We start from the raw sequence: 2213 nt of genomic DNA on the forward strand, positions 1-2213 counted from the left end.
GGGGGGGGGGGGGGGGGGGGGGGGTGGGGGGGGGGGGGGGGGGGGGGGGGGGGGGGCGGGAAGATCCGCACCCCGGCGCCGGTTGGTAGAAGCGTGAACGATTTCGAGGTCGCAGAGGTCGCAGCCGGGGAACGGGGCGAAGAGGCCCGCACGGTGGACGTCGTCGTCATCGGCGCCGGACAGGCGGGCCTCTCGGCCGCCTTCCACCTCCGGCGCGCCGGCCTGGAGCCGGACCGGGACTTCGTCGTCCTCGACCACGCCCCGCGCGCCGGCGGCGCCTGGCAGTTCCGGTGGCCCTCCCTCACGTACGGCAAGGTCCACGGCATGCACGCGCTGCCCGGCATGGAGCTGACCGGCGCCGATCCCGCCCGGCCGTCCTCGGAGGTGATCGGCGCGTACTTCGACACCTACGAGCGCACCTTCGACCTGCGGGTCCACCGGCCCGTCGGCGTCGCCGCCGTCCGGGAGGGCGAGGGCGGGCGGTTGCGGGTGGAGACCTCGGAGGGGGTGTACGCGACCCGCGCCCTGATCAACGCCACCGGCACCTGGGACCGCCCGTTCTGGCCGCGCTATCCGGGCCAGGAGACGTTCCGCGGGCGCCAACTGCACACCGCCGGATACCCGGGCCCCGGGGCGTTCGCCGGGAAGCGGGTGCTCGTCGTCGGCGGCGGCGCCTCCGGAACCCAGCACCTGATGGAGATCGCCGAGGTCGCCGCCGAGACGTTCTGGGTGACCCGGCGCGAGCCCGTCTACCGCGAGGGACCGTTCGGGGAGGCCGAGGGGCGGGCCGCCGTCGCGCTCGTCGAGGAGCGCGTTCGGCGCGGGCTTCCCCCGCGCAGCGTCGTCTCGGTCACCGGACTGCCCCTGAACGACGCGATCCGAGCGGCGCGCGAGCGCGGGATCCTCGACCGCCTGCCGATGTTCGACCGCGTCACCCCGACCGGGGTGGCCTGGGACGACGGCCGGACCGCCGACGTGGACGTGATCCTCTGGGCCACCGGCTTCCGGGCGGCGATCGACCATCTGACCCCGCTGCGGCTGCGGGAGCCCGGCGGCGGCATCCGGGTCGAGGGGACGCGCGCGGTACGGGACGAACGCGTCCACCTCGTCGGCTACGGCCCGTCGGCCTCGACGATCGGCGCCAACCGGGCCGGCCGCGCCGCCGTCTCCGACATCCGCCGCCTCCTCGCCCGCGAGCGGACCGACGTCACCGTCGGCTGAGCCCGGGTGCCTCACTGCGCTGCTGCCGCGCTCCGGTTGGCGTTGAACTCGGCCACGTTCGCCCGGTGGGCCTCGTAGTCGGCGGTGAAGCGGGTGCCGCCGGGGGCGACGGTGACGAAGTAGAGCCAGTCGCCGTCCGCGGGGCGGAGCACCGCGTCCAGCGCCTGGTCCCCCGGATTGCCGATGGGGGTCGGCGGGAGGCCCTTGCGCTCGTAGGTGTTGTACGGGCTGGTGCTCCTGGTGTCCTCGTACGTCGTGTCCACGGTGTTGCGGCCCAGCGCGTAGTTGAGGGTGGAGTCCATCTGGAGGGCCATGCCCCGGGCGAGGCGGTTGTGCACGACCCGGGCGACCTTGGCCATGTCCTCCGGGTTGTCGGCCTCGGCCTGGACGATGCTGGCCGCGATCACCGCCTGGTAGACGCTCAGTCCGTGCGCCCGCGCCCCCTCGGCGACCCTGGGGGCCCCGAAGCGCTTGCCGGCGGTGTCCACCATGAAGCGCAGCAGCCCTTCGGGGGAGGTGGCGGCGAGCACCGGGTAGGTCGCGGGGAAGAGGTAGCCCTCGGGGTTGCCGCCGGCCTCGGCGGGCAGCGGTAGGGCGGTGCCGCGCGCGGTCGCCTTCTTCCGCGCCGTTCCCGCGGGCAGGCCGAGGGCCCGGTCGACGGCGGTGTACACCTGCCCGGTCCGCCAGCCCTCGGGGACGAGCAGGGCGCGGGGCTGTTCGACGGCTGGTTCGTCGGGGGTGAGGGTGAGCAACAGCGGGACGGAGATCGCGGCGGCCACGGCGAGCAGGGCTCCGAGCAGCAGCGCGAGGCGGCCGCGCCGGGTGAGCCGCGGGCCGCGGGTGCGGCGGGGACCCGGCGCGCGGCGGGGACGGCGCTGGGGTGCGTACGGGGAGGGCGACCGGTAGGTCATGGCGGCACGCTAACCCGGCCCGTACGGGAATCCCGGGACCCCGCGCACGCGGCGGCGCCGCCGGCCGACTGGAACGCCCTC

The 2213-nt window shown here is 76.0% G+C and carries 2 protein-coding genes; one reads left to right on the plus strand and one right to left on the minus strand.

Annotated features, from left to right (window positions below; genetic code table 11):
* The first annotated feature begins 93 nt into the window (after positions 1–93).
* Positions 94–1221, plus strand: coding sequence for an NAD(P)-binding domain-containing protein (locus ACFCY7_RS26025; RefSeq protein ID WP_376488472.1), 1128 nt, complete (start codon positions 94–96; stop codon positions 1219–1221).
* An 11-nt stretch (positions 1222–1232) separates the two neighbouring features.
* Here ACFCY7_RS26025 and mltG read toward each other — a convergent pair whose 3' ends face one another.
* Positions 1233–2132 (minus strand): endolytic transglycosylase MltG, encoded by a 900-nt coding sequence (gene mltG / locus ACFCY7_RS26030; RefSeq protein WP_376488473.1) that lies wholly within the window; start codon positions 2130–2132, stop codon positions 1233–1235.
* Positions 2133–2213: the final 81 nt, after the last annotated feature.

Origin of the sequence: Streptomyces sp. NPDC056361 (assembly GCF_042262805.1) — a bacterium.
In the GTDB taxonomy this organism is placed as follows: domain Bacteria; phylum Actinomycetota; class Actinomycetes; order Streptomycetales; family Streptomycetaceae; genus Streptomyces.

What these genes read in the sequence shown, in the direction of transcription:
- mltG (WP_376488473.1), bottom strand. Translation starts at nt 2,132, where the DNA reads ATGACCTACCGGTCGCCCTCCCCGTACGCACCCCAGCGCCGTCCCCGC.